The sequence below is a fragment of the Corynebacterium minutissimum genome, from assembly GCF_000805675.1.
Lineage (GTDB): Bacteria > Actinomycetota > Actinomycetes > Mycobacteriales > Mycobacteriaceae > Corynebacterium > Corynebacterium minutissimum.
In genome coordinates, this window is sequence record NZ_JSEF01000005.1 from 1 (window position 1) to 24,401 (window position 24,401).

24 protein-coding genes are annotated in these 24,401 nt (G+C 62.7%); 13 read left to right on the plus strand and 11 right to left on the minus strand.

The genetic code is table 11. From position 1 onward, the window contains the following. Positions 1–188: 188 nt before the first annotated feature. On the minus strand, positions 189–872 hold the full coding sequence (gene glxR / locus NX84_RS02195) for a CRP-like cAMP-activated global transcriptional regulator GlxR (RefSeq protein WP_039673331.1): 684 nt from the start codon (positions 870–872) through the stop codon (positions 189–191). A 303-nt stretch (positions 873–1,175) separates the two neighbouring features. Here glxR and nth point away from each other — a divergent pair, with 303 nt between their 5' ends. The 5 genes from nth to NX84_RS02220 are packed head-to-tail and all read left to right on the plus strand — an operon-like array spanning position 1,176 to position 5,476. Beyond that, the gene (gene nth / locus NX84_RS02200) at positions 1,176–1,829 is read left to right on the plus strand and encodes an endonuclease III (RefSeq protein ID WP_052319623.1); all 654 of its coding nucleotides are present in this window, start codon (positions 1,176–1,178) and stop codon (positions 1,827–1,829) included. 9 nt (positions 1,830–1,838) lie between these two features. Continuing rightward, entirely contained in the window at positions 1,839–2,408 is a 570-nt protein-coding gene (locus NX84_RS02205) for a TlpA family protein disulfide reductase (protein ID WP_039673332.1), read from the plus strand. Continuing rightward, positions 2,405–3,082 carry an NUDIX hydrolase gene (locus NX84_RS02210; RefSeq protein ID WP_039673333.1) on the plus strand — a complete coding sequence of 226 codons (678 nt, stop codon included), beginning with the start codon at positions 2,405–2,407 and terminating at the stop codon, positions 3,080–3,082. The genes NX84_RS02205 and NX84_RS02210 overlap by 4 nt, the downstream gene beginning before the upstream one ends. A gap of 30 nt (positions 3,083–3,112) precedes the next feature. Beyond that, entirely contained in the window at positions 3,113–4,300 is a 1,188-nt protein-coding gene (locus NX84_RS02215; protein WP_039673599.1) for a MarP family serine protease, read from the plus strand. 39 nt (positions 4,301–4,339) lie between these two features. Next, a complete protein-coding gene (locus NX84_RS02220; RefSeq protein WP_039673334.1) occupies positions 4,340–5,476 on the plus strand; it encodes an HNH endonuclease signature motif containing protein in 1,137 nt (378 codons plus the stop codon). A 198-nt stretch (positions 5,477–5,674) separates the two neighbouring features. Here the strand turns inward: NX84_RS02220 and NX84_RS02225 are convergent, their stop codons facing one another. From NX84_RS02225 to NX84_RS02250, 6 genes are all read right to left on the minus strand, one after another. Continuing rightward, the gene (locus NX84_RS02225) at positions 5,675–7,444 is read right to left on the minus strand and encodes an ABC transporter ATP-binding protein (RefSeq protein WP_039673336.1); all 1,770 of its coding nucleotides are present in this window, start codon (positions 7,442–7,444) and stop codon (positions 5,675–5,677) included. Further along, the gene (locus NX84_RS02230) at positions 7,444–8,403 is read right to left on the minus strand and encodes an ABC transporter permease (RefSeq protein WP_039673338.1); all 960 of its coding nucleotides are present in this window, start codon (positions 8,401–8,403) and stop codon (positions 7,444–7,446) included. The genes NX84_RS02225 and NX84_RS02230 overlap by 1 nt, the downstream gene beginning before the upstream one ends. Beyond that, complete coding sequence (locus NX84_RS02235) at positions 8,396–9,322, minus strand: ABC transporter permease (protein WP_039673340.1); 927 nt, start codon at positions 9,320–9,322, stop codon at positions 8,396–8,398. The genes NX84_RS02230 and NX84_RS02235 overlap by 8 nt, the downstream gene beginning before the upstream one ends. Before the next feature lie 203 nt (positions 9,323–9,525). Continuing rightward, positions 9,526–11,124 carry a peptide ABC transporter substrate-binding protein gene (locus tag NX84_RS02240; protein WP_039673342.1) on the minus strand — a complete coding sequence of 533 codons (1,599 nt, stop codon included), beginning with the start codon at positions 11,122–11,124 and terminating at the stop codon, positions 9,526–9,528. 222 nt (positions 11,125–11,346) lie between these two features. After that, positions 11,347–12,249, minus strand: coding sequence for an alpha/beta fold hydrolase (locus NX84_RS02245; RefSeq protein ID WP_039673345.1), 903 nt, complete (start codon positions 12,247–12,249; stop codon positions 11,347–11,349). Positions 12,250–12,332: 83 nt separating this feature from the next. Further along, positions 12,333–12,827, minus strand: coding sequence for a phage holin family protein (locus NX84_RS02250; RefSeq protein ID WP_039673347.1), 495 nt, complete (start codon positions 12,825–12,827; stop codon positions 12,333–12,335). Between the two features lie 105 nt (positions 12,828–12,932). Between NX84_RS02250 and NX84_RS02255 the strand changes: the two genes are divergently transcribed. Beyond that, entirely contained in the window at positions 12,933–13,622 is a 690-nt protein-coding gene (locus NX84_RS02255; RefSeq protein ID WP_039673349.1) for a hypothetical protein, read from the plus strand. A gap of 3 nt (positions 13,623–13,625) precedes the next feature. Here the strand turns inward: NX84_RS02255 and NX84_RS02260 are convergent, their stop codons facing one another. The 3 genes from NX84_RS02260 to cmtR form a co-directional block, all read right to left on the minus strand. Beyond that, positions 13,626–14,465, minus strand: coding sequence for an HAD family hydrolase (locus NX84_RS02260; RefSeq protein ID WP_039673351.1), 840 nt, complete (start codon positions 14,463–14,465; stop codon positions 13,626–13,628). 343 nt (positions 14,466–14,808) lie between these two features. After that, positions 14,809–16,701 carry a heavy metal translocating P-type ATPase gene (locus NX84_RS02265; RefSeq protein ID WP_039673353.1) on the minus strand — a complete coding sequence of 631 codons (1,893 nt, stop codon included), beginning with the start codon at positions 16,699–16,701 and terminating at the stop codon, positions 14,809–14,811. Further along, complete coding sequence (cmtR, locus tag NX84_RS02270; protein WP_039673355.1) at positions 16,698–17,057, minus strand: Cd(II)/Pb(II)-sensing metalloregulatory transcriptional regulator CmtR; 360 nt, start codon at positions 17,055–17,057, stop codon at positions 16,698–16,700. The genes NX84_RS02265 and cmtR overlap by 4 nt, the downstream gene beginning before the upstream one ends. A 620-nt stretch (positions 17,058–17,677) precedes the next feature. Between cmtR and ssd the strand changes: the two genes are divergently transcribed. The 7 genes from ssd to NX84_RS02305 all read left to right on the plus strand — a co-directional run bounded on the left by ssd (position 17,678) and on the right by NX84_RS02305 (position 22,020). Beyond that, positions 17,678–18,697, plus strand: a complete 1,020-nt coding sequence (gene ssd, locus NX84_RS02275; protein ID WP_039673357.1) for a septum site-determining protein Ssd — start codon at positions 17,678–17,680, stop codon at positions 18,695–18,697. Then, positions 18,694–19,830, plus strand: coding sequence for a TadA family conjugal transfer-associated ATPase (locus tag NX84_RS02280; protein ID WP_039673359.1), 1,137 nt, complete (start codon positions 18,694–18,696; stop codon positions 19,828–19,830). Before ssd ends, NX84_RS02280 begins: the two co-directional genes overlap by 4 nt. Positions 19,831–19,910: 80 nt before the next feature. Beyond that, positions 19,911–20,576, plus strand: coding sequence for a type II secretion system F family protein (locus NX84_RS02285; protein ID WP_331251232.1), 666 nt, complete (start codon positions 19,911–19,913; stop codon positions 20,574–20,576). Continuing rightward, entirely contained in the window at positions 20,573–21,127 is a 555-nt protein-coding gene (locus tag NX84_RS02290) for a type II secretion system F family protein (RefSeq protein ID WP_039673363.1), read from the plus strand. The genes NX84_RS02285 and NX84_RS02290 overlap by 4 nt, the downstream gene beginning before the upstream one ends. A gap of 40 nt (positions 21,128–21,167) precedes the next feature. Continuing rightward, complete coding sequence (locus NX84_RS02295; protein WP_039673365.1) at positions 21,168–21,356, plus strand: DUF4244 domain-containing protein; 189 nt, start codon at positions 21,168–21,170, stop codon at positions 21,354–21,356. Next, positions 21,356–21,679: a hypothetical protein gene (locus NX84_RS02300; RefSeq protein ID WP_039673367.1), complete on the plus strand. Its 324-nt coding sequence runs from the start codon at positions 21,356–21,358 to the stop codon at positions 21,677–21,679. The genes NX84_RS02295 and NX84_RS02300 overlap by 1 nt, the downstream gene beginning before the upstream one ends. Then, entirely contained in the window at positions 21,676–22,020 is a 345-nt protein-coding gene (locus NX84_RS02305) for an Rv3654c family TadE-like protein (RefSeq protein WP_082013884.1), read from the plus strand. The genes NX84_RS02300 and NX84_RS02305 overlap by 4 nt, the downstream gene beginning before the upstream one ends. 16 nt (positions 22,021–22,036) lie before the next feature. On the opposite strand, the gene NX84_RS02310 is transcribed toward NX84_RS02305, so the two are convergent. After that, positions 22,037–24,394, minus strand: a complete 2,358-nt coding sequence (locus NX84_RS02310; RefSeq protein WP_174519880.1) for a DEAD/DEAH box helicase — start codon at positions 24,392–24,394, stop codon at positions 22,037–22,039. Positions 24,395–24,401 lie beyond the last annotated feature (7 nt).

The following is a 24,401-nucleotide window of genomic DNA, read 5'->3' on the forward strand; positions in this document are numbered from 1 at the left end:
GTCCCAACGACTCGACACCACAAACACCACCAATCAAGGCCAGGTGTTTCCACGATCCTTAGAATCCGGGAAGTAACCCGAAAACCACGAAGTCCCCCGATGTTCTCGGGGGACTTTTTCATATGCAATGGGGGCGCGTTGAGCGCGCCCTCAGCGCGCCTTACGCGGCGCGCTCGAGGCGCCGCATGTTAACGCGCGCGGCGGGCGAGGTGCTCGGTATCGACGATGAGCACCGACTTGCCCTCGAGGCGAATCCAGCCGCGGTGGGCAAAGGTAGCCAGGGCCTTGTTCACGGTCTCACGGGAAGCACCGACCAGCTGGGCGATCTCTTCCTGGGTGAGGTCGTGGTTGACGCGCAGGGCGCCGCCTTCCTGAGAACCGAAGCGGTTGGCCAGCTGGAGCAGGGTCTTTGCCACGCGACCAGGCACGTCGGTGAAGATGAGGTCAGCCAGGTTAGCGTTGGTGCGGCGCAGGCGACGAGCCAGCACACGGAGGAGCTGCTGGGCAATCGCCGGGTGGTCAGCAACCCACTGCTTGAGCATCTCGGAGTTCATGGTGGCGGCAGTGACCTCGGTAACGCACACAGCGGAGGAGGTGCGCGGGCCCGGATCGAAGATGGACAGCTCGCCGAACATATCGGACGGGCCCATCACCGTCAGGAGGTTCTCACGACCGTCCGGGGCGTGGCGGGCAAGCTTAATCTTGCCCGAGGTGATGATGTAGAGACGGTCACCCGGCTCGCCCTCGTCGAAGATGGTGGTGCCGCGCGGGAAACGGACAGTCTCCATCTGCTCAATCAGGTTCTGAACTGCCACTGGGTCCACGCCTTGGAAAATTCCAGCGCGGGAGAGGATGTCCTGTACGCCTTCCACTGTTACTCCTTAAAGCCTGCGCAGAGGATAGATTGATGCACACGCAAGCAGGTTGTGTTTGTTGCTGACGCACCTGCTCTGGCAGTGCGTCAAGAGACACTGACCAACATCATACAGTGTAATTTGTCACCTTTTCCAGCAGCCTGAAAAATAATCACACGGTATGAAAACTTAATTAGCTCTCGAAGGCAGTTGCCTCAAGCTTTTCCATCAAAATGGCAAAGAGCGCGAGGCCAAGCGGGACAAGCAGAACAAGCGAAATCATGCCTTCCACCTTACCTGGGCGCCAGTAGAATAAGGCACATGCCTCTCGACAGTCACCGCGACCCCATCCACACCGCTGAGCGCGCCGCCCACATCCGCGCTGCTCTCGCGGCGGAATACCCGGGCGCTGACTGCGAGCTCAATTTTTCCAATGCCCTCGAGCTCCTTATCGCCACGGTACTGTCGGCACAATGCACAGATGAGCGCGTCAACCAGGTCACCCCGCACCTTTTCGCGACCTATCCCACCGCCCCAGACTATGCAGCCGCTGACCGTGCAGAATTAGAAAGCATCCTGCGTCCGTTGGGCTTCCAGCGGGCAAAAGCCGGCCACCTCATCGGCATCGGGGAGAAGCTCGTGGGCGAATTCAACGGCCAGGTTCCACGCGGCATTGATGAGCTCACTTCGCTTCCGGGCGTCGGCCGAAAGACCGCCCTCGTTGTTCGTGGCAACGCCTTTGGCTTGCCTGGCATCACCGTGGATACGCACGTCACACGTTTAAGTCAGCGCCTAGGGCTTACCGCGGCGAAAACGCCGCGGGCGATTGAGAGGGACGTCGCCAAGCTCGTGCCCGAAGCCGAGCAGACCGTGTTTTCTCACAGAGTCATCCTCCACGGCCGGCGCGTGTGTACCGCCCGCTCGCCGCGGTGCGGGGCCTGCGTCCTTGCCCCGTGGTGCCCGTCGCGGAGTTAAGGTGGAACAATGAGCCAATACCCCCGGTGGCCTGGATACGTGAAGGCCAGCATCGTTGCCGTCATGATGCTGGCGGCGCTCGCGCTGGTCGGCGTGGTCAACCTCCTTGAGAACGATGAGCCGGAAGTTGCCGTGCCGCAATCCCAGGAAGCGGACGTGGCCTCGCGTCCGAAGTGTCCGGAAGGCCCTATCGCCGGGGTAGATCTGCCGTGCCTGGGGGCTTCCAGCACGGCCGCAGCGAAGAATATTCAAATCGTCACCGTGTGGGCCTGGTGGTGCGAGCCGTGCCGAACAGAGCTTCCCTTCTTCCAAGACATTGCGAGCTCGCACTCCACGTGGAACGTCGTCGGCGTGCACGCAGACCCGAACGCGGCAAACGGCGCGGCACTCCTAGATGATTTAGGCGTGGATATCCCCAGCTACCAGGATGAAAAGGGCACTTTTGCCGGCGAGCTTAGCCTGCCGGGCGTCATCCCCATCACGCTGGTGGTGCGCGATGGCCAGGTGGTGGAAAAGTTCGTCAAACCATTCACGTCGGCTAAGGAGCTGGAAGAGGCCATCGATGAGGTGCTCGAGTGAGTCACCTTCACCCTGCCCGTGCCCCTGAATGGTTGCGTCCCGCACTGGGCGTCGATACGCGCGCGGTGCAAGAGCGCCTTATTCGCCACGTGCGGCCGGCGAAACGTCGCCGTGAATCGGCGGTGTTGGTGCTGCTCAAAGGCCAGAGCTTCGAGGATGGCGAAGTGCTGCTCACGCACCGTTCGCCGTCGCTGCGCTCGCACTCCGGCCAGATTGCTTTCCCTGGTGGACGCAAGGACGAGGGGGACGCCTCGCTTGTCGACGCCGCCCTGCGCGAAGCCGAAGAAGAAACCGGCCTCGACCGCTCCACGGTCACACCTTTGGAACAGTGGGGCAAGCTGGATATTCGAGCAACCGGTAACACCGTGAGTCCAGTTTTGGCCTACTGGCATACTCCTGGCACCGTGTGGCCGGCCAGCCCTGCCGAGACCGATGATGTCTTCACCGTCCCGCTGCGGGAGCTGGCAGACCCGGCAAACCGCATGATGGTGGGGCACAGCCGCTGGAAAGGCCCGGCTTTTCGGTCGCGCGGCTACCTGGTGTGGGGCTTTACTGCAGGGGTGCTGTCGGGATTGATGGATCATGCAGGCTGGTCCGTAGAGTGGGATAAAAATAAGGTCCACGATCTGCGTGAATCACTCACTCGCTCACTCAATAATGAGAAGATGGATTAGTTCTGCTGCCTTTGTGTGAAAGTGTTCTCCGTGTCCCTAGCTGTTGACATCGCCATAGTGATTGCCGTGCTCCTCGCCGTGCGCGTGGGCTGGCGTCAGGGTGCGCTGACCGCAGTGCTTGCGGCGGTAGGTGTCATTGCAGGTCTGGTGCTGGGAACGGTCGCCGCCCCAGCGACGATGCAACTGGCGGACCAGCCAGCAGTGCGTTTCCTGCTGGCTGTCGGCGTGCTTATTCTGTTGGTGGGGCTGGGGCAGTTGGTGGGGGCGTCGCTAGGCGCGGCGTTGCGGGATCGTATGCGCACGCGCTCGGGGCAGCGCGTGGATTCTTCCATCGGTGCGGTCTTCCAGTCCGTGGCGGCGGTTGTGGTGATTTGGTTGGTGTCCCTGCCGTTGGCCTCCAACCTGGGTGGGCAGCCGGGCCAGGCGCTGCGTGAATCGCGTATTCTCAGCGGCCTCAACGCCGCAGCTCCTGACCGTTTAGCTTCGTTGCCCAATGGTCTGGCAGCCATGCTCAACGATTCCGGCCTTCCGCCTTTGGTGTCGCCGTGGGAGCGATCCGGCGCGGATGTCGAGGTGGAGGCACCTGAGCTAGAGATTGGGGACCCAGAGCTGCTGGAGCGCGTCCGGCCTTCTGTCATCCACGTGTTGGGTGACGCTGAGGCTTGTTCGCGGCGCCTTATGGGCTCGGGTTTTGTTACGGAGCCGGATTACGTCATCACGAATGCGCATGTTGTGGCCGGTACGGATAAGGTGCGCCTCGATACGGTGCTGGGGCTGAAGGAAGCGGACGTGGTGTATTACAACTCGGACGTGGATATTGCTGTGCTGCATAGCCCGGGGCTGGGATTGGATCCCCTTCCGTGGGCAGAGGATGTTGCGGTGACCGGCGATGATGCCATTGTTTTGGGCTTCCCGCAGTCTGGTCCGTTCAGCGCGGAGACCGCGCGTATTCGGGATCGCCTCACTATTGCCGGGCCGGATATTTACTCCACCGGCCGTGTGGAGCGCGACGCCTACACCGTGCGCGGCAACATCCGGCAGGGCAATTCCGGTGGTCCCATGATTACCCCGGAGGGCCAGGTGCTGGGCGTGGTGTTTGGTGCCTCCGTGGAGGATTCCGACACCGGCTATGCCCTCACCGCGGACGAGGTGCGCGGCCACGTTGGTGACGTCACTTTGCTTGCCGACGCCACCCCCACCGGCTCCTGCGTCGGCTAACTGTTGCGCGCTTACCTAAGGTGTTTTAGTCTTTGGCGCATGGGGGTATTAGAAACCTACTTCCACTACCGCAACTCGGGGATCGCGCTAGTGGAAAACGCATCCAGCTCACCCGACGAGCTCCGCGCGCTCGGCGCCGACGCAGCCGACGCCACAGAGCTTTCCCACCTTCACCGCATCTACTTCGGGCACACCCGCTTCACCGGCAAACAACGCAAAGCCCGTGCCGCCGCGGTGGCACAACAACATAGCCTTAGCATTCTCACCCTGATTGAGTCCTACACCACCAAAGTGAAAAAAGACCTCGACGCCTGGAACCTACGCATAAAACTTGCCGGCACCCCTGCCCACAAAATCCGCCACGTCGCCACCAAGCGTTTGAAGGAGCTTCGTGCCAAACGTGTGGCTAAACCCGGGGTACGCTTCACCTACCGCTCTAAGGGCCCGAACTCCATCACCATCACCGACACCCCCACCGTCATCGCCGACATCAGAGGCACCCTAGAATCCGTCAACAAAACAAACCTGCTTGAGGCTGCCCGCACCGTCATTGTCACCGGTGGTATTGGCACCAAACCTGCCGTACATGCTCAAGTCGTAGTCACCCTGGATGAATTTGACCAAATTATTAACGGGGATGGGGAGGAAATCGAACTTAACCTCACCAACGGCGCGCGCATGACAGGCGCAGACTTCTTAGCCTACAAGTTTGCTGAGATTGGCTACGCCACCATCATCCACCCCCTTGAAGGGCCCATTAATTCTTATAGGATTCAGCGGCATGCCAGCTGGAAACAACGCATCAGCCTGGCTGCTGAATTCCAAACCTGCTCTAGGCCCGGCTGCAACAAACCCGCTGATTACTGCGAAGTCCACCACCTCATCCCCTGGCAGGCCGGAGGTTTTACCAACATTAAAAACCTCACCTTCCTGTGCGCCTACCACAACGGTATTAACGATGATGACCCTAAACGGCCCACCGGGCGTGGTTACATGTTCCGGTTGAATACGGGGGTGAGCTACATCCCGCCCTGGGGTGTGCCAATTACCGCCATGCCCGAATACCAAGAAGCCCTTAACAGACTCGCCGCCGAACAAACAGGACAAACCACAGGCCAACCACCCGACCCACCGCCAGGAACAAGCCAACCACCCGACCCACCGGGTGCAGGCTAATCGCCTGCACGCAGCCACGCCGCCCAGCGGGTGCGAACTAAAGCTTCGCACCCGCGCCGAGACGATGAACCCCCGCCAACCACACCACGGTCAGCGGGCACATCGGCGATCCCACAGCTAGTGGAGGCAAGCGACGAGACGACGAAACCCGCCGACCAGAGGAGGTTGGCGGGTTGGGGGGGCGTCGCTAAGCGCAGGCTAGTGGCCGGTACCGATTTCCAGGTGCATACCCGGAACCGAATTGATGAGGTTGCGGGTGTAGTCCTGCTGGGCATTCTCGAAGATGTCGTCGGCAGTGCCCTGCTCGACGGCCTGGCCCTTCTTCATAACCACGATGTCATCGGCAGTCTGGCGGACCACCGCGAGGTCGTGGGTAATGAAGAGATAGGAGAGGCTGAGCTCGGACTGAAGCTCGGCCAGCAGCTGGATGATCTGATTCTGCACCAACACATCCAAGGCAGACACTGCCTCATCGAGGACGATGACCTCCGGCTTCAACGCCAACGCGCGGGCAATGGCGATGCGCTGGCGCTGACCGCCCGACAGCTCGTTGGGGTAGCGGCGCATAGCCGAGCGCGGCATGGAGACCATATCGAGAAGCTCGGCCACGCGGGCCTCACGTTCCTTGCGGGAACCAACCTTGTGCAGTGCGAGGGGTTCCTCGATGCACTTATAAATCGAGTACATCGGGTCCAGCGAGCCATACGGGTTTTGGAAGACCACCTGCATCTTGCGACGCAGGTTAAACAATTCCTTCTTCGATAACGTCGAGGTATCGCGACCTTCAAACTCAATGGTGCCGGAGGTCGGTTCCAGAAGACCCAACACCATGTTGGCCACCGTGGACTTGCCGGAACCAGACTCGCCCACCAAGGCCATCGTGGTACCGCGGCGAATGTCGAAGGAGACATCGTCCACAGCCTTGAGGTGCTTCTTCTCGCCGCGCTGGCCACGGATGTTGAACTCCTTGGTCAGGTTGCGCACCGAAATCACCGGTTCCGCAGCGCTTGGCGCTGTGGCATCAGACGTGGCCGACTGTGCGGAAAGGGGCACAGCGGAACCCGGCTCCGTCGCAGAAGTTCCGGCGCTGCTGTGGGCGCCGTCGGCGGCGTTGGCCTCGCCGGTCTTGAGCTCCTTGGCCTCCACGCCGGCTTCCTTGGCGGCGCGGATGCGGGAGGAGGCGAGGGAGGGGGCGGCGTCGACAAGCCGGCGCGTGTAGGGGTGCTGCGGGGAACGCAGAATCTCGCGCGAGGGGCCCGACTCCACGATGCGGCCGCGGTGCATGACGATGAGGTGCTCGGCGCGCTCGGCGGCCAGACCCAGATCGTGGGTAATGAAGAGTACCGCGTTACCCAGCTCCTCGGTGAGGTGCTCCAAGTGATCCAGAATGGTCTTCTGCACCGTCACGTCGAGGGCGGAGGTGGGCTCATCGGCGATAAGCAGCTTCGGGCGCGCAGCCAAGCCAATGGCGATGAGCGCGCGCTGGCGCATACCGCCGGAGAACTCGTGGGGGTACTGCTTGGCGCGGCGTTCGGCGTCGGGAAGCCCGGCCTCCTCCAAAAGCTCGACGACGCGCTGGTGGCGCTCGGAGCCCTCCACCACATTGTTGGCCTTGAGGGATTCCTCGACCTGCGTGCCAATGCGCCACACTGGGTTGAGGTTGGACATCGGATCCTGCGGGACCAGACCAATCTTGTTGCCGCGCAGTGCTTCGAACTGCTTGTTGTTGTAGTGGGTAATGTCCTCGCCCTCGAAGAGGACCTGTCCGCCGGTGACCTTGCCGGTACCCGGCAAAAGCCCCAGGATGGACATCGCCGTGGTGGACTTACCCGAACCGGACTCGCCCACGATGGCCACGGACTGGCCCGGGTAAATGGACATGTTGACGCCACGCACGGCCTCCACCACGCCGGTCGACGTGGTAAAGGAGATGTGGACGTCCTTCATTTCAAGAAGTGGAGTAGTCATTAACGCTTCCTCGCCTTCGGATCGAGCGCGTCGCGGACGACGTCACCCATCATGATGAAGCTCAACACGGTCAGGCCCAACGCACCTGCCGGGTAGAACAGGACTGCCGGGGCCACGCGCAGGGACGCCTGCGCGTCGGAGATGTCGCCGCCCCAGGACACGAACGTTGGCGGCAAACCGATGCCCAGGAAGGACAAGGTAGCTTCCGCCACGATGTAGGTACCCAGCGCCACGGTGGCGTAGGAAATGATGGGGGCAGCCGCGTTCGGCAGGATGTGGCTGAACAGGATGTGCCAGTTCGATGCACCGATGGAGCGCGCGGACTGGACGAACTCCTCGTTCTTGATGGAGACCACCGCGCCGCGGGTAATACGGGCGATGGATACCCAACCGAAGAGACCGAGGACCAAGACCACCGTGATGATAGTGCGGTGTTCCTTGAACATCTGCATGACCACGATGGCAGCCAGCACCAGCGGGATGGCGAAGAAGATGTCCGTGATGCGGGAGAGCACGGAGTCGATCCAGCCGCCGAAGTAGCCAGCGACGGCGCCGATGAGGGAGCCCAGCACTACCACGAGGAGGGTAGTAAGAACGCCCACGGCTACCGACGCCCGCGCACCGTAAATGACGCGGGAGTAAATGTCGCAGCCTTGGCGGTTAAATCCAAACGGGTGGCCGGGCTCAGCCGGGGCGAGGGATTTGGACAGCTCGCACAGACGCGGGTCGGTATTGGTAAACAGACCTGGGACGACGGCCATGAGGATGGCCACGAGGATCATGACGGCCGCAATCCAAAACAGTGGGCGGCGGCGCAGGTAGCGCCAGGCCTCGCCCCACTGGGAGGAGGGTGCAGATTCGTCCTTGACGGCGTCGACTGCGCCGAGGCCCGTCTCGTCGGTCGCGGAAACGAAGTGCTCTTGTCCCGGGTAGGGGGTAGTTTTCTCGAAGTTAGGCATAGCGGATCCTCGGATCAAGTACGGCGTACAGGAGGTCAACGAGCAGGTTGGCGATGATGTAGATGATCACCAGAACCGTCGTAAAGGACACAATCGTGGTCGGCTCGCCGCGCAGGATGGCCTGGTACATGGTGCCGCCGACGCCGTTGATACCGAAGATGCCCTCGGTGACAATCGCACCGGTCATGAGCGCACCGATATCGGCACCGATGAAGGTGGCCACGGGAATCAGCGAGTTGCGCAGCACGTGGCGGCGGGTCACCGCACCGTTGGAGAGGCCCTTCGCGCGGGCGGTGCGCACGTAGTCAGCACGCAGGTTCTCCGCTACGGACTGGCGTGTCAGGCGGATGACGTAGGCCAGTGACAGCGCGCCGAGCACCATAGCCGGCATGAGGAGTGACTTCACGGTGGCGTTCGCGCCAACGGTCACCGGCAGCACACCCCACTTGATGCCCACGATGTACTGGAAGACAAAGCCGATGACGAAGGACGGCACCGCGATGACCAGCAGGGAAATGACCAGCACGGTGGAGTCGAAGAAGCCGCCGCGGCGCATACCGGCGACAACGCCGAAGAAGATGCCGAAGACAGCCTCGAAGATGATGGCCATGACGGTGAGTTTGACGGTGACCGGGAAGGCGTTTGCCATCACTTGGGTCACGGGCACGCCGGAGAAGGTCGTGCCGAAGTCCAGCATGAAGATGCCCTTGATATAGAGCAGGTATTGAATGATGAACGGCTTGTCGAGGTTGTATTCGGCCTCGATGCGGGCGCGGGCAGCCTCGGTAAGGCCGCGGTCACCGCCGAGGGCTTCGACAGGGTCGCCGGGCATCAAGAAGACGAGCGCATAGATGAGCAGGGTGGCTCCGAAGAACACCGGAATCATCTGGAGCACTCGGCGCCCGATATAGCGCAACATAGTGTGGTCCTTTACTCGTTTGTGGGCAGGTGCTTGTCGGCGCCTCCTTAACAGGCGCCCACGTAGCTCATAAGGATTTTAGTGTGTGATCTAAGGTAGCGAGAAATCTATAGAGCGTTTCGAATCACACTTATGGGTAAAAACGTGGGGAGACCCCCGCTCCACCAAGGTTGCGGGGGTCGTAAGAAAAGCCAGGGGAAGGCCTATTTCTTGGTGATGTTGTAGTACACCGGCTGGGACTTCCAGGAGAAGACGACATTGTCGACGTTCTCGGAGTAGCCACCGGTGGCGTTGGCGTACCACAGCGGGATGGCCGGCAGATCCTTGAACAGGACCTCCTGGGCTTCGACGTACTTCTTGTTGGCTTCGTCGTCGGAGTGGGCGGTCAGGGCTTCGTCGAGAGCCTTGTCAAAGTCCGAGTTAGCGTAGTCGCCATCGTTGGAGGAACCGCCAGTCTTGTAGAGCGGGGCAAGGAAGTTGCCCTGGCTCGGGAAGTCTGCCTGCCAGCCGGTGCGGAAGGCGGTCTTGATGGTGCGGTTGGTGACCTCATCGCGCAGGGACTTGAAATCCGGGTACGGAGCGCCGACCGCTTCGATGCCGAGGGCGTTCTTAACAGAGTTGGTGGTGGCGTCTACCCAGCTCTTGTGGCCGCCGTCGGAGTTGTAGGCAATCTCCAGGGACGGGTTATCCCACTTGTTGATCTTGTCTGCCTCTTCCCACAGCTTCTTGGCCTTCTCCGGGTCATACTTCAGGACCTCGTTGCCCTTGATGTCCTCGGTGTAGCCCGGCAGAACCGGGGAGGTGAAGTCCTTGGCCGGGGTGCGAGTGCCCTTGAAGATGGTCTCGGTGATCTCCTCGCGGTTGATGGCGTGGGAGATAGCCTGGCGGCGCAGAGCGCCTTCCTTGCCGGAGAAGTGCTCGAGGTTCTCACCCAGGGTGAAGGACTGGAATACGGCGGTGGGCTGGTTCACGGCGCGCTCGCCGAGGTCTGCCTCGTAAACGTCGAACGCGGAGTCCGGAACGGCGTCGAGGACGTCGAGGTTGCCGGAGAGCAGGTCGGCGTAAGCAGCGTCCTGGGAGGCGTAGAAGACGAACTTGATGCCGTCATTCTGCGGGGTTTGACCACCCTTGTACTCCTCGTTTGGAACGACGGTCGCGTCCTGGTTGTGGTTCCACTCGGACAGCTTGTATGGGCCGTTGGTGATTGGGTTCTGGTCGTAGGCGTCCATGTCGTCGTATGCAGACTCGTGGAGCGGGTAGAACGCGGAGTAGCCCAGCTGTGCCGGGAAGTCCTGCTCCGGGCTGTTCAGGGCAATGGTGAAGGTGAGGTCGTCGACGACCTTGAGGCCCTCCAGCTTCTCGACGCCCTCCTTAAAGCCCTTGATGTTGGAGAAGAAGGACGCATTGAGCTGGTCGTTAGCTACGGCGTAGTTCCACGCATCAACGAAGTTGTTCGCGGTGACCGGGGAGCCATCGGAGAAGGTGGATTCCTTGAGCTTGACGGTGAACTCGGTGTTGTCATCATTCGGCTCGATGGACTCAGCGAGCTCGTTCTGCGCTTCACCGTCACCGTCGTAGTAGACGAGGCCGGAGTAGAGAGAGTCAACGATGCGGCCGCCGCCGGTCTCATTGGTATTGGCCGGAATCAGCGGGTTCTGCGGCTCGGAGCCGTTAACAACAATGATTCCGTCGCCGGAGCCGGAAGCGGCGGTGGAGCCGGAGTCGGAATCGCCGCCACAAGCCGCGAGGGTGAGCGGCAAGGTGGCAACGGAAACAACGGCAAGCGTCTTCTTGAGCGTCATGTGGGTCTTAGACCTCCGTGGTGCGAAAGATGTAGAAAACCTGTGGTTTTGGTTTGTTATGAAGCTACCGTGTGCCGTGACTTACATACAAGGAATCGGAAAATATGTCCTGTGATAAAAGCTATAGTTTGCTAGGTATTCGTCGCCGACCTGCGTTTTCCTCGAAGAATAAAAATGTGCCCCACCCCCTGTGTGGGGTAGGGCACTGAGTTTCTATGTATGTTACGTACTTCGCATCCACTGGATGAGGGTCTGTGCAAAACCACGCGGGTTTTCCAGGAAGGGCAGATTTTTCGTTCCGGGAATTGTCGTGGCGGTAAAACTCCCGCGGCAACGCCTTGCCGCACGGCGGGCCACCGGCCGCCACAGCAGCTGATCGGCATGGATGAACAACACCGGCGCGGCAACCGTAAGGTCGAGCCAACTCAATGGCACGACGGCCGTGCGCAGCCGGTGATTCCACAAAATGCCGCGACGCACATTGCCAATCCGGGAAGCGGCAATGCGCAAACGCAGAGATTCCTCGCGCGCGTCTTCGCTGAAGGAACCCAGTGCATCGAGATCCATTTCCCGGCGGTAGGCGGATTCGCGCATCAGCAATCGAGGCGTGCGCAGCCAACTCATGCGGCACAACGTCGCGCGCAGGAGTACCCACCCAAAGTCCCATGGGCGGGCAGCAATCGCGCGGCGCAGGTCGGCCGGGTGCGCAGCGGAGACAGATACCAGTCCCCGGACACGCTCAGGACGCTCCGTCGCCAGCGCCCACGCCACCGCACCACCTGTATCAGCACCGACGAGGAAAGCATCGTCATGGCCTAGCGCCCGGATTGCCCCACTGACATCACCCACCGCGACACGAATATCTTGCCCGGGTTCCAGAGGGGGCTTATCCGACATTCCGAAGCCGCGCATGTCGAGGGCGGCGACGTGGAAGCCGGCGTCGGCAAGCACTGCGATGACATCCCTAAAGTCGAACCATCCGCCAAAGGAGCCATGCAACAGCACCACGAGGGGATTGTCTGGGTTGCCAGCAGTCGCGGCGTGGAGGCGGATGCCGCGGGTGTGGAGGAACTCGTGCTCAAAAGGGCCGTCGAGCTCCACCACGGTCGGGGATAGGGGCGTCATTGCCGCAGGCCTTTCAATAGACGAAATCCGCCCCTCGGGGGAAGAGGGGCGGGGTATAGGGGAAAGCGAAAGGACCCTAGAACTTAGGTGTAGAGGCCGCTCTCGATGGACTTCTCAGCTCGACCCGGCACCAGTTTCTTGAGTTCCTTCGTGGACTCAATGGTCTTTTCCGGTGCCTTAACCTGCTTAACCTGCTTGAAACCGATAAAGGCCACAATGGCGGCGATAACCACCATGATGAGGAAGACGATCAGGAACGCAGCCCAGCGGTCGAGCCAGACGGCCAGCAGCTCTGCCAGGAAGAAGAAAAAGAAGAAGGAGCTGTACAGCGCCACGGTGCCGGCGACGCCGAACATGCCCGCGCCGATGCCACCCTTCTTGGCGGAGGCGGCGAGCTCGGTCTTAGCCAGCTCTACCTCGGAGCGCACCAACTGGGACATCTGCTCGGTAGCGTTAGAGACCAGCTGGCCGATGGATGCTTCGCCGCGGCGGGAGGTATCGGCATCGCTCAGGGGGATGCTGTCTACCTTCGGGGCGAACTGGTTGGACCCGTCAGTGAATAGTCCGTCGTTGCTCACGGTTAAAAACTCCTACTGTTTTGTCGCAATCTATATCGGCCATAGTAATGAACTTTTCAGAGTCCATGTGGTGCGGCCCGCATTTTTGGGTACGGCGTTATTGTAATGGGTATGCCTAGTTCTGACCCGCTGACCCCGTTGATGGCCCTATCTGGGGTAGAGGAGAACGCGGCGGCGGCAGTCAGTGCTATCGCCCGCGTGCACCGCCGGCCCGCGGGGTTGCGCAAGTTTGAGGTGATTTCTTCGGAGTCCCTGCTGCGCGGGGCGCGGGCGTGCGCGGCAATCGATGGCGCCTCGCTTGCGCTTGCCGACGTCCCCCCAACCGTCAGCGCCTACTCCCTCCTTGCCCCCGAAGTACAAGCCACGACGGTGCGCACCTTCGCGCGGGCTCCGCTGCAGGTCCTGGCCCGAATCGACGTCGCTTCGGGCGGACCCGGCCGTCCCACCCGGGAACCTGCGGTGGTCCAGGCGTTGGCGCAGCTCATCACGCATGGATCTGGCGTGGACTATGACCGCTTGCTGCCGGTCGTGCTGCATGCGGAGATTGCCGCGCGCAAGCTTTTTGGGGAGCGCAGCACCGTCGTGGCGCTCGTTTCCGCCCGCGCCGCAGCAATTCATACCGGCTTCGATCCACGCGGCTTTGCCGTGCCGGAAACCTACCTTAACCGCCACCGCGCCGCGTATCGTTCGGCGCTGTCCACGTATGATGAGACCCCAGCTGAGCTGCTCACACTGTTGCTGCACGCCTGGACGGCCGGCGCGAAGGAAGCCGACGGTATCGCCCGCGCGGCTTAAATTTTAGGCTCGACAGTCCGAGATCTGCCGTGACTTGTTGCGCTGGCGCGCGAGCAGCACGCCACCGACGATGAGTGCCGCAATCCCCGCCAACACCGCTGAGCCAATCCCAAATTCGCGGGCACTCGGTGGGGTGAAAAGCGGCACAGGGTCTTTAAATGTACGGGTCTCCCAGCCATTATCTGCGGCATGTTTCTTGAGGAGCCGATCGGGATTCACCGCCACGGGGTGCCCAACCTGCTCCAGCATCGGGATATCCGTGGCGGAATCCGAGTATGCGTAGGAGGCGTCCTTGTCCACACCAAGCTGCTGTGCCGTACGCTCCAGCGCCTCTGCTTTCGCGGCGCCTTTGCAATAGAAAAGAATCTCCCCGGTAAACCGGCCATCCTCCTCTGCCAATTCAGTGGCCACGACGTGTTCAATTCCGAGCTCCTCAGCGATGGGCCTGACCAGCACGCTTGCCGACGCCGAAATGATCACCACCTCATGGCCCTTTTCGCGATGCGCGGCAATGAGATCGCGTGCCTCGGCATAGATAGTGGGGGTAACCACCGTGTGCATCGTTTCCACCGCGATGTCATGGACCTTCTGTACCGACCAGCCAGCGACCATGGCGGCAAGCTGATCTCGGGTGGCATCCATGTGTTCGCTGCTGTGTCCGGCAAGCATGTAACTAGCTTTGGCCAGCGATAACTGCAGCGCCTCAGTGTGGGTAATGAGCCCGTTGTGCATGAACTCCCGGCCAAAAGCGTAGGCCGAGGAGGTGGCGATGATGGTCTTGTCCAAGTCGAAAAACGCGGCCACGCGAGCGTTGTCGCTGGGCGTAGAAAAGTGTTCGGTCATGGAGTGCACCTTGCCGGTATCTGTGCGAGTTACTGTGCTCATCGTAGCCTCTCAGCAGCACAAATCGGGCGCGCAGCGACGCTCTTAAAAGATTCTCAAGGAATGTTGCCTCAAGCTGTTGTCATCTTTTCCCAGCCGTGCCATAATGTGTGGTGCAAGGCCCCGATATACAGTGCGGCCTGCCCCGGCGCACCCCCCCCCGATGCCGGGTTACAGATGGCCCGCGCACACCCCCCGAGGCGCGGGCCATCACCTATTTCTGCCGAAACGGCGGTTGCCCGTTTTCAAAGCCCCAAACTCATAGATCAAAGGGGTTAGGCCATAACACTCGCCGGTCGCAGCCTCAGCGCTTCGTTCGTGCGGCGCGCAGACCGTTCAAGATCACGATGACCTCTGCAACCTCGTGGACCAACACCACGGCCGCCAGGCCCAGCACGCCGGTGATCGCCAGTGGCATCAACACGATGATGATGGCCAGAGACAGCACGATGTTTTGGTTGATGATCCTGCTGCCTCGGCGGGCGTGCTGCAATGCCTTCGGGATCAGCCGGAGGTCGTGGCCAGTGAAGGCGACGTCAGCGGACTCGATTGCGGCGTCAGAGCCGGTCGCTCCCATTGCAATGCCCACTGTCGCGCCTGCCAGTGCCGGCGCGTCGTTGATGCCGTCGCCGATCATCGCCGTCGGCGTCTTGGAGGAGAATTCGGCGACGATGCTTGCCTTGTCCTCCGGGCGCAGCTCGGCGCGCACGTCGTCGATTCCGGCGATTTCAGCCAACGCCCGGGCGGTGCGAGTGTTGTCGCCGGTGAGCATGCTTACTTCCACGTCGTTGGCGTGCAGGGACTGCACGGCATCAGGCACCTCGGGCCGCAACTCGTCGCGCACCCCGATCGCCCCGGCGAGAGCGTCATCGACGGCGACTAGGACGCAGGTCTGGCCTTCGGACTCCATGCGCTCAACGTCCGCCTTCAGTGGCCCGGCGTCGATCCATCGGGGGCTGCCGACCAGCACCCGTCGGCCTTCGACGGTGCCGCCGATGCCATGCCCAGCTTCCTCGCTGATGTCCAGGGCGGCGGGTGCTTCGGGCTCCGCTGCCGCGATCGCCGCGGCGAGGGGGTGCGTCGATTGCTGCTCAACTGCCGCCGCGAAAGCAAGCACCTGCGCCCGATCGAATCCGTCTGCCGGGACCACTCCGGTAACCTCGGGCTGGTTGCGAGTAAGGGTTCCGGTCTTGTCTACCGCTAGGTGACGGATGCCGCCGAGTCGCTCGAACGCCGCGCCGGACTTGATGACTACTCCGAACTGGCTGGCCGCGCCGATCGCGGCCACGACCGTCAGCGGCACGGAGATTGCCAGCGCGCACGGCGACGCTGCGACCAGGACCACCAGCGCACGGGTGATCCACGTCTCGGGGTCGCCCAACAGCGAGCCGATCACGCCGACCAGCACCGCCAGGATCATCACCCCGGGCACTAGGGGTTGGGCAATTCGGTCGGCGATCCGGGCGCGGTCGCCCTTCTCCGCCTGCGCCTGCTCGACTAGGTCGACGAGTGTGGTCAGCGAGTTGTCCGTTCCAGCTGCGGTCGTCTCGACCTCCAGCACACCGGCGGAGTTGATCGCTCCCGCGGGCACTTCGTCGCCGGGCGCAACTTCCTCCGGAATGGATTCTCCGGTGATCGCTGAGGTGTCAAGGCTGGAGCGTCCGGACCGAATGATGCCGTCCGTGGCGATCCGCTCCCCGGGGCGTACGACCATTAGCTCGCCAACCTCGAGGTCCTTCGCTGCGACCTCGGCCGCTATGCCGTCGCGCAGCACCGTCGCGGTTTGCGGTACCAGTTTCAACAGTGCCCGCAGTCCGCCTTGGGCCCGTTCCATCGCCTTGTCTTCCAGTGCCTCGGCGATCGAGTACAGGAACGCTAGCGCCGCGGCCTCTCCGACGAAGCCGAGGATCACCGCCCCGACCGCGCTGATCGTCATTAGCAAGCCAATGCCGAGCTTGCGCTTCGTAACAAGGTTCCGGATCGCTCCAGGCGCGAACGTGTAAGCGCCCAACAGCAGGCTAACCCAATACAGTACCGTCGCGGGTGTCTCCAAGTCGGACCAGTCCAGCGCCAGTCCTGTTATGAGGGCTACGCCGGAGAATATCGGCAGCAGCAATTCTGGGTCCTTCCACCATGGCAGGCCGGCCTCTTCAACCTCCATGGCTGGTTTGTGTTCGCAACCACACGCCGAGGTCATGCGTCCGCTCCCTTCGCGTCGCAGCCGGGCACCGAGCACTCAGGGTCAATGCACGGGGCGTTTTCGTCGACAGCTAGCGTCGCGTTGACCAGCGCGGTGAGTGCCGCCGCGAGGTGCGGATCGGCGATCTCGTAGCGGGTCTTACGGCCTTCTGGCTCGGCGACGACGATGCCACAGTCGCGCAAGCAGGTCAGGTGGTTCGAGACGTTCGGGCGGGTCAGATCCAGGTCGCGCGAGAGCACAGCCGGGTAGCTCGGGCCGTCGAGTAGGGTCATTAGAATTCGGGAACGCGTCGGATCAGCCATGGCCCGGCCGAGCCGGTTCATGACGTCGAGGCGTGAAGCAATAGTCAGCATGTACTGAACTATACAGCTAGTGCTGAACTATATCAAAGTGCGAAGAACCCGCCGCTCGCTCTGTCGATATCGGCGACGGTCGTCAGCGGCCCGCGACAACCGCGGCAACCGGCAGGAACTGCCTACGTTTTGCGCATCGGCTAAGCTGCCTTCCCGCCGTATAAAGCGCAAAAGGAGCAGTTGACGTGACAGATTCGTTGGGTGCGCAGTAGATCCGTCGAGGACGCCTTCGCCGATGAAAGCGCGAAACTGCTAATCATTTCACACTCTAATTCTCACTTTGAAGGTTAATCGGCGAATAAGGGCAGGTAGTGAAAGTGCGAAATGTGATCGGCTTTCATTCGCAGATTGACACTTTGATTCTCAGTTTGGCGCAAAGTGGGAATCTCAGACTGCATCCGGGTAGTGCGCCAGGGCCGGGTGTCGGACGCAGCGTGCGACCCCGAATCTCTTCTGATGCTTCGTTTGGGGCTCTAGGTCGCCACCAGAGCTCCGAGTTTCACAGGGCATTTGTTGAAGAGCTAACTAAAGCGGCCGAAAAGTGCAGTTCTGGCAAGAGTTATCCACAGGTGGCGAAGTGACCCTAGCGCCCGTGTGGTGCGCTCGCGCATGCTTCAGGCATGAGCACATTCCACCTTCTCATCGCCGTTGGAGATTCGGCCTTGCGAGCCGAAGCGGCCTCCACCGCTGCGGCCAGCACTGCTGAGGTCAGCACCGTTGAGGACCCGCGTGATTTCCCGCGCTACCTGCCCAAAGTAGATGCGGTCCTAGCGGACTCGCTGACCGCACGCCTCGTGGAGGGCCACCCGCGAGTCTACTTTCTAACACCCGACCCAGGGCCCATCGACTATGAAGCGGCACTGCGCTGCCATGCTGCTGCGGCATTCATCCTTCCTGCGCAATCGAAAGAACTGTTGGCGGCCCTTGCCGCTGATACCCACCCGGAGGCACAGGCGGCTGCCGCGGGGCTGACCATTGCGGTGACCGGATCTGCTGGTGGGGTGGGTGCTTCCACGCTGGCGGCAGCGTTGGCTCGCCATGCCAGGGCGGCCTTGCTCGTCGATGCCTCGCCCTTCTCCGGTGGTCTCGACCTCCTGTTGGGAATGGAGAATAAACCCGGCGCACGCTGGCCGGACTTGGCAGCAGGAACGGGAACGGTGGACCCGGGTGACCTCGCTCGTGCTTTGCCCACCACGCCAGATGGCATCGCGGTGCTTGCCGCAGCACGTACCACCAGCGCTGGTGCCACCACGCTTAGCGCAACAAGGCGTGCGGCGATACTGCAGGCAGCCTGCGCGCACCCAGGAGTCGTCGTGGTGGATTGCCCGCCGTGGGATATTCCGGATGCCGCAGACCATGTCGTCGTGGTGACCGCGGCAGAAATGCGGGCGGCTGCTGCCTGTGCAGAGATCGTCGCTGAACTGCGGGCACGGCCTAAGGACTGCTCCGTGATGCTGCGTCATAGGCAGTGGTCGGGGATTGATGAGGGGGACGTCGCCAAGCTCACGCACGCTGACCCCGTCGCACAGCTGCCGACAGTGCGCGGCCTAACCCGCGCGGTGGAGACTGGCGGACTTCCGCAGCGTCTTCCGCGCCCGCTCGCCCGTGCTGCGCGGGATATTTGGGAGGCGGTGGCATGAGTCTTATCGATACGATGCGCACCATCGTGGCCACGGAGCCACAGCTAGCGCATGATGCGTCGGCGCTGGCCCGGCGGATTAGGGAAGAAGCCGGCGTCATTAGTGATGTTGACGTGTTCGACCTCTTACAGCGCCTTCGCCACGATTCCTTGGGGTTGGGATTGCTGGAGCCGGTGCTGTCGCTGCCGGGGCTTACCGACGTCGTCGTCAACGGCCCCGACTCCTGCTTCGTGGACTGCGGTCACGGATTGCAGCCCAAGGAGGTCGGTTTTAGCGATGATGCAGAGGTACGTCAGCTCGCAACACGGCTGGCAGCTGTTGCCGGCGTGCGGCTTGATGGTGCGCAACCGTTTGCCGATGGCCGCCTAACCCGCCCCGACGGCACCCGCATTCGCCTTCATGCACTGTTGGCACCGCCCTCAGCAAGCGGGACGTGCATCAGCCTGCGCGTGCTGCGCCAAGCCCAGACGAGCCTGGCGCAACTCGTGGCCAACGGCAGCATTGACTCGGGGGTGGAGGGGCTGCTTCGGGGGATCGTCGATAAGCGCGCGTCCTTCCTCGTCACCGGCGGAACCGGTTCGGGCAAGACCACGCTGCTCGCGGCACTTTTGGGCTGCGTGCCGGCGACCGAGCGTCTGCTCATTATTGAGGACACCCCGGAGCTTGCCCCGGCACATCCGCACGTGGTGACGCTGGTGTCGCGCCGGGCTAATGCAGAAGGTAGGGGCGAGATTTCGATGTCGCTCCTGTTGCGCCAGGCGTTGCGCATGCGTCCAGACCGCATCGTGGTGGGTGAAATCCGTGGCGCGGAGGTTGTCGAGCTGCTCGCCGCGCTTAACACCGGACACGATGGTGGCGCTGGCACGGTCCATGCCAATTCCGTCGATGAGGTACCTGCGCGCATGGAAGCGCTGGCGGCGCTTGGTGGGTTGGACCGGGTGGCTTTGCATTCGCAGCTGGCTGCCGCGGTACACGTGGTACTGGGGATGGAGCGCGGCCCCGAGGGGCGGCGCTTGGCTCACATCGGTGTACTGGAGGGCAATCCCGTAAAGCCCCGGCTGGTGTGGACCGCTGATGGCGGGCCGCGCGCCGGGTTTAACGAGCTGTGTGCGCGGATGGGGGTTCAGCCATGATGTGGCTATATCTCGCCGCTGCATGCCTGTTGTCCCCTCCTGGGACGGTGTCGCGCCTGTCAGCGCCGAAGTCGCGGTCAATGGCACCTGCTGTGCTTTTCCTCGGCGTGGGATGCTGCGTCTTCTTCGGCAGGCCCACCGTGGTGATAGCGGCCGGTTGCATCTTGGCCTGTGTGCTGTGGTTCGTTAATGATATTGCCTCTGCCCGGCGGGAGCGCCGCGGTGCTGAGGCCCTCGCCTCCTATTTCGGCACGCTTGCCGCGGAGCTACGCGCTGGTTCCACCACTGCGAATGCCTTGCGCCGTGGGATGGACTCGTTACCCGACACCACACCGGAGCACCTCCACAGCGCGCTAAGCACTGCAGCTGGCCTCGCCGCACAGGGCGGGTCGCCGTCGGTTGCTCTCACCACGCCGGAACTGGCCCGCTTCGCTGCGCTGTTGAATGTTTCCGGCCGCCACGGTGTGGCATTGGCTGATCTAGTGGAACAGGCTCAAAGTCAGCTCGACACAGCCCAGCGCCACGCCCGGGAAACTGCCGCTTCCTTGCAGGGCCCACAGGCCACGGCAGTGGTCCTGGCTTGTCTTCCGGTGGCCGGAATCCTTATGGGTGGGGCCATGGGGGCGGATTCCTTGGGGTTCCTTGTGGGCGGTGGTGTGGGCGGCGTGCTTCTCGACGTCGGCGTGGCCCTCGTCTGCGCCGGCTTTTGCTGGTCACGCCTCATCCTGCGAAAGGCGGCGCGATGATTACGACAACCTATGTTGCCACGGCGTTTCTCGCCGCAGCGCTGGCTGTTGCTCGTGCCTCTCCCGCAGGCCGAGTGGGGGTGGGAGGGACACGCACACCCCGGCCGAAAACCCCGCGCGATGGACCTGACTATGGTCCGCTCGATGCCGCGAGCGACCTGGAGCTTTTTGCCGCCTGCTTGGAGGCTGGCCTGTCTCCACGCACGGCTGTCGTAGCGGTGGCCGAGGCTTCCCCCGCGTGGTCAGAGGCAGCCGCACTCATCGGAGTGGGAGTCCCGATGAGTAGCGCCTGGCGGGCCTTAGCCGAACAGAAGAACTTGGAGGAGCTCGTGCGGCTGGCGAAGCTTTCTGGGGACTCCGGTACAGCTATGGCTTCTGGGTGTCACCGCCTGGTGGCACAGCTGCGCGCCGATGCTGCGGCGCAGGCAACCGCGAAGGCGGAGCGCGCTGGCGTGTTCATCGCCGCGCCGCTCGCTGTCTGTTTCTTACCCGCTTTCCTGGTCTTAGGACTGGTCCCCGTCATCATCAGTTTGGGCCAGAAACTTCTTTAAAAACACACCACACAACACAACACGAAAGATAGGTACAATCATGCAGAAAACACTCGATAACAAGGCAAAAATCCTTAATGAGGACGGGATGTCGACGATTGAGTACGCCATGGGGTCGCTCGCAGCAGCAGCCCTTGCCGCGGTGCTCTACGCCGTGATCAACGGCGGCCAAGTCAGCAGTGCTATCACGTCCATCATCACCGACGCGCTCTCCAATACTCCGGTCTAATGCAGGTGCTTGACGACGCCGGCTCCGTCACCATCGAGGCCGCCCTCGCGCTCGCCTCCTTGGTCATCGTGGCCGCGGGAATCGTGGGCGGTATAGCGACGCTGTCTGCCCACCTCGCTGCCGTTGATGCGGCGGGTGCCGCTGCGCGAGCCGCTGCTATCGGGGTGGATTACCAGCGTGAGGGAGTTGCGGTCACCATTACTGAATCCTCCGGCCTTGTTACTGCGGAAGCCGCCGTCCCAGCACCTTTGGGAACCATGCGCGCGCAGGCGGTCTTTCCTGCGGAGATCGGAGCTGGTAGAGACTCAGGAGCGCGACCGTGAGGCGTCGTCAACGCAGCTGGGGGCGAACTCTGGCCGGTGACGACGGCTATGCCACCGTCGTCACCGCCGGGATCATCGCCGCTGTCGCCTCGCTGCTGTTGGCCGTAGCAGCAGTCGGTTCTGCCGTTGCTGCACGCCACGCAGCGCAGGTAGCGGCCGATCTTGCCGCCGTGGCCGGGGCCTGGGATCTGGCCAAGGGCAGGGACGCCTGCTCGAAAGCTGAGGAGGTTGCCGCTTTAAACAACGCGCGCCTTGACACCTGTGCCGTTGATGACCGCGACGTTGAAGTCACCGCCAGCATGCGTGGCCGCAGTGCCATCGCCCGCGCCGGCCCAATCTAAGAAGATGCAGCTCTGCTTATTTCGTCATCGTGACTAGCGCGCCGAGGAGTGCGACAGCGCCTGCCTTATCCAACGGGTTGTTGCCGTTGCCGCACTTGGGGGATTGCACACAGGACGGGCAGCCGGACTCACAAGGACAGGAACGCACGGCCTCAAAGGTGGCCTCGATCCACTCGGGGAAGCGGCGGAATCCTTCCTCAGCGAAGCCGGCACCGCCGGGGTGGCCGTCGTAGACGAAGACCGTGGGCAGGCCCGTATCCGCGTGTTGTGCGGTGGACACGCCACCAATGTCCCAGCGGTCGCACGTGGCAATGAGCGGCAGCAAACCAATGGCGGCATGCTCGGCTGCATGCAGAGTGCCCGGTGTGCGCCCCGCGGTGACTCCCATCGCTGCGAGTGCCAGCGGATCGATGGTGTAGGCCACCGCGCGGGTCACCAGGCACTGTTCCGGAAGGTCGAGGGGCACCTCCTCGCCCACGGAGCCATCGGGAAGTCGGACCTGGTAGCCGGTTACCTTGTCGGTTACCTCCACCTCCAAGCTTGCTACCCACAGGCCCTGCGCGTAGTTCACTAACTCGTCGGCTTCGCGGAGGATACGGATATCCGTCGTGGACTTCGGCTGGGTGGTGTAGTCCGGTGTCTTCGGCACGGCCAGGGCCACGCCCGGCTCAGGGGACGCAGAACCATCAGTACTACCAAGCTGTAGGTCTTCGATGACGAAGCTTTCGCCGCGATGCAGGTAGACCGCGCCGGGGTGAACTTGGCTCACGGCGCGGGCGGCATCGATGGTGCCGAGGAGGCGGCCGTCGGAGGCATCGACAATCATGACTTCTTCGCCTGACCCGCCGCGCAGGGAGACAGCCGCATGCGCGGTCTCCGGGGTAAGGTCAGCCGAGCCGGCAGGTAGGGGAGCAGCGAACCAGCCTTGGGGGCGGCGTCGCAGCAAACCTTGCTGGGCTAGGTCCTCGACCACGGCTTCAGCCTGGAAAGCGGCAACGTCGGCATCGGATAGTGGCTTTTCCACCGCCGCGCAGTAGACATGCCCGCCCAGGATATAGGGGTTGGCCGGGTTGAACACGCTGGCTTCGACTGGCCGGCCCAACAGCGCTTCCGGGTGATGCACGAGGTAGGTGTCCATCGGCTCATCGCGGGCGACAAGTACGACGAGTGAGCCCTGCCCGCGGCGGCCCGCGCGGCCAGCCTGCTGCCAAAAGCTCGCCACAGTGCCAGGGAAGCCGGCCGTGACTACGGCATCAAGCCCGCCGACATCGATGCCCAGCTCCAGCGCAGATGTCGTGGCCACACCAAGGAGGGAGCCGTCGTCGAGGGCCTGTTCCAGCGCGCGACGGTCTTCGGCCAAGTAGCCGGCACGGTAGGCGGCAATGCGCCGAGCGAAATCGGGCCGGCCCAACCGGCCAGAAAGCTCTTCCGCTGCGCGCAATGCCGTGGTTTCTGCCGCGCGTCGTGAGCGCACAAACGTCAACGTTCGCGCTCCCTGCGCCACTAACGCGGCCATCATCCAGGCCGCTTCCGTGGTGGCAGCACGACGCACCGGCGCGCCGTTCTGCCCCTCGATGCCCTCCATAAACCCGGGCTCCCACAAGGCCACGGTCCGCGCGCCCGTCGGCGCGCCGTCCTCAGTGACAGCGAGCATGTCCCGCCCCGTCAGCCGCAGCGCGTGGGCGGCGGGATCCCGCATGGTGGCCGAGGCGGCAATAATCACCGGCCGCGAGCCATAATGTGCGCACAGGCGCATAAGCCGGCGCACGACCAGTGCCACATTCGCCCCAAACACGCCGCGGTACGCATGTGCTTCATCGATGACGATGAACTTTAAATGCCGCAGCACGCGTGCCCAGCGTTGATGCGCGCCCAACAGGGAGGAATGAATCATGTCCGGATTAGAGAAAATGAACCGCGCGTGGTCACGGATGCCGGCGCGTGCTTCGGTGGGGGTATCGCCGTCGTAGGGGGCGGGGTGGACGTCGTGAAGCGCGGCGATACCCTGCGTGAGCTCCAGCACCGCACGCAACTGATCCGAGCCCAGCGCCTTCGTCGGCGTGATGTACAGCGCGCAGGCGGTGGGGTCCTGCGCCAAACGCGTGAGAATGGGCAGGCGGTAGCCTAGGGACTTTCCCGAACTCGTGCCCGTGGCCACCACCACGTCTTGGCCAGACCACGCAGCCTCCGCTACCGCGACTTGGTGGGCATAGAGCTTGGCGACGCCCCGTTCCCCCAACGCCGCCTGTAACTCCGGCAGGACCCACTCGGGCCACGGCGCATACTGGGCAGGCTGGGCTGGCAGCGTCGTGGAGTGCGTCAGCTCGGATTCGGCGAAGCGCTCGACGAGGTGCTCGACGAGCTCCTCGCCCATAGGGTTT

Excerpts from the sequence above, each read along its gene's own strand:
- NX84_RS02310 (WP_174519880.1), bottom strand. The coding sequence starts at position 24,394 with ATGGGCGAGGAGCTCGTCGAGCACCTCGTCGAGCGCTTCGCCGAATCC.
- nth (WP_052319623.1), top strand. The coding sequence starts at position 1,176 with ATGCCTCTCGACAGTCACCGCGACCCCATCCACACCGCTGAGCGCGCC.
- cmtR (WP_039673355.1), bottom strand. The coding sequence starts at position 17,057 with ATGCTGACTATTGCTTCACGCCTCGACGTCATGAACCGGCTCGGCCGG.
- NX84_RS02260 (WP_039673351.1), bottom strand. The coding sequence starts at position 14,465 with ATGACCGAACACTTTTCTACGCCCAGCGACAACGCTCGCGTGGCCGCG.
- NX84_RS02240 (WP_039673342.1), bottom strand. The coding sequence starts at position 11,124 with ATGACGCTCAAGAAGACGCTTGCCGTTGTTTCCGTTGCCACCTTGCCG.
- NX84_RS02245 (WP_039673345.1), bottom strand. The coding sequence starts at position 12,249 with ATGACGCCCCTATCCCCGACCGTGGTGGAGCTCGACGGCCCTTTTGAG.
- NX84_RS02235 (WP_039673340.1), bottom strand. The coding sequence starts at position 9,322 with ATGTTGCGCTATATCGGGCGCCGAGTGCTCCAGATGATTCCGGTGTTC.
- ssd (WP_039673357.1), top strand. The coding sequence starts at position 17,678 with ATGAGCACATTCCACCTTCTCATCGCCGTTGGAGATTCGGCCTTGCGA.
- NX84_RS02285 (WP_331251232.1), top strand. The coding sequence starts at position 19,911 with ATGGCACCTGCTGTGCTTTTCCTCGGCGTGGGATGCTGCGTCTTCTTC.
- NX84_RS02280 (WP_039673359.1), top strand. The coding sequence starts at position 18,694 with ATGAGTCTTATCGATACGATGCGCACCATCGTGGCCACGGAGCCACAG.
- NX84_RS02225 (WP_039673336.1), bottom strand. The coding sequence starts at position 7,444 with ATGACTACTCCACTTCTTGAAATGAAGGACGTCCACATCTCCTTTACC.
- NX84_RS02300 (WP_039673367.1), top strand. The coding sequence starts at position 21,356 with ATGCAGGTGCTTGACGACGCCGGCTCCGTCACCATCGAGGCCGCCCTC.
- NX84_RS02290 (WP_039673363.1), top strand. The coding sequence starts at position 20,573 with ATGATTACGACAACCTATGTTGCCACGGCGTTTCTCGCCGCAGCGCTG.
- NX84_RS02265 (WP_039673353.1), bottom strand. The coding sequence starts at position 16,701 with ATGACCTCGGCGTGTGGTTGCGAACACAAACCAGCCATGGAGGTTGAA.
- NX84_RS02255 (WP_039673349.1), top strand. The coding sequence starts at position 12,933 with ATGGGTATGCCTAGTTCTGACCCGCTGACCCCGTTGATGGCCCTATCT.
- NX84_RS02205 (WP_039673332.1), top strand. The coding sequence starts at position 1,839 with ATGAGCCAATACCCCCGGTGGCCTGGATACGTGAAGGCCAGCATCGTT.
- NX84_RS02295 (WP_039673365.1), top strand. The coding sequence starts at position 21,168 with ATGCAGAAAACACTCGATAACAAGGCAAAAATCCTTAATGAGGACGGG.
- NX84_RS02230 (WP_039673338.1), bottom strand. The coding sequence starts at position 8,403 with ATGCCTAACTTCGAGAAAACTACCCCCTACCCGGGACAAGAGCACTTC.
- NX84_RS02220 (WP_039673334.1), top strand. The coding sequence starts at position 4,340 with ATGGGGGTATTAGAAACCTACTTCCACTACCGCAACTCGGGGATCGCG.